Origin of the sequence: Bailinhaonella thermotolerans, assembly GCF_003594875.1 — a bacterium.
In the GTDB taxonomy this organism is placed as follows: Bacteria; Actinomycetota; Actinomycetes; order Streptosporangiales; family Streptosporangiaceae; genus Bailinhaonella; species Bailinhaonella thermotolerans.
In genome coordinates, this window is sequence record NZ_QZEY01000053.1 from 1 (window position 1) to 937 (window position 937).

General features: G+C 69.1%; 1 protein-coding gene. It reads left to right on the forward strand.

Annotated features, from left to right (window positions below; genetic code table 11):
• Positions 1-62: 62 nt before the first annotated feature.
• A protein-coding gene (locus D5H75_RS40705; RefSeq protein ID WP_422674090.1) for an IS5 family transposase occupies positions 63-937 on the forward strand; the annotation gives its coding sequence in 2 pieces (ribosomal slippage) (positions 63-410 and positions 413-937; 873 coding nt in all).

Sequence of the window (937 nt, forward strand, 5' to 3'; positions counted from 1 at the left end):
CTAGGGCGTGTTTTGTGGATCGGTGGATGTGGATCTGGTGGTCGGGTTGTGATGGTCTGATGGTGCGTCGTCATGAACTGACCGATGAGGCCTGGGCCAGGATCGAGCCGTTGCTGCCGGTCAACGCCGGGCCGGGTGGCCGGTGGCGGGATCATCGCCAGGTGGTCAACGGGATCGTGTGGAAGATCCGCACTGGCGCCGACTGGCGTGACGTGCCCGAGCGGTATGGTCCCTGGCAGACCCTCTATCAGCGGTTCCGGCGCTGGACCGCGGATGGGACCTGGGACCGGCTGCTGGCCTGTATCCAGGTCCACGAGGACGCGGCCGGGGCGGTGGACTGGTCGGTCACCTGTGTGGACTCCACCATCGTGCGGGCGCATCAGCATGCCGCCGGCGCCCGCAAAAAGGGGAACGGCCGGGGACGAAAGCCGCATCGCACGCCCAGGCGCTCGGACGGTCCCGGGGCGGGCTGACCACCAAGCTCCATCTGGCCTGCGACGGGCACGGCCTGCCGCTGGCGTTCGTCCTCACCGCCGGAAACGTCAACGACTGCACCCGGCTGATCGAGGTGGTCCAGGCCATCACGGTGGCCCGGCCCGGGCCGGGGCGGCCCCGCACCCGCCCCGGACACCTGATCGCCGACAAGGGCTACTCCACCCACATCATCCGCGCCTACCTGCGCAGCCGCCGGATCCCCCACACCATCCCCGAGCGAGGCGACCAGCTCGCCGCCCGGGCCCGCCGCGGGCACCGCCGGTGCGGGTTCGACCCAGCCCTCTACCGGCGCCGCAACCTGATCGAACGCTGCTTCAACCAGTTCAAGCAATGGCGCGGCATCGCCACCCGCTACGACAAACTCGCCACCCACTACCGCGCCGCCATCACCATCGCCAGCCTGATCATGTGGCTCAACCAAGAACCACAAAACACGCCCTAG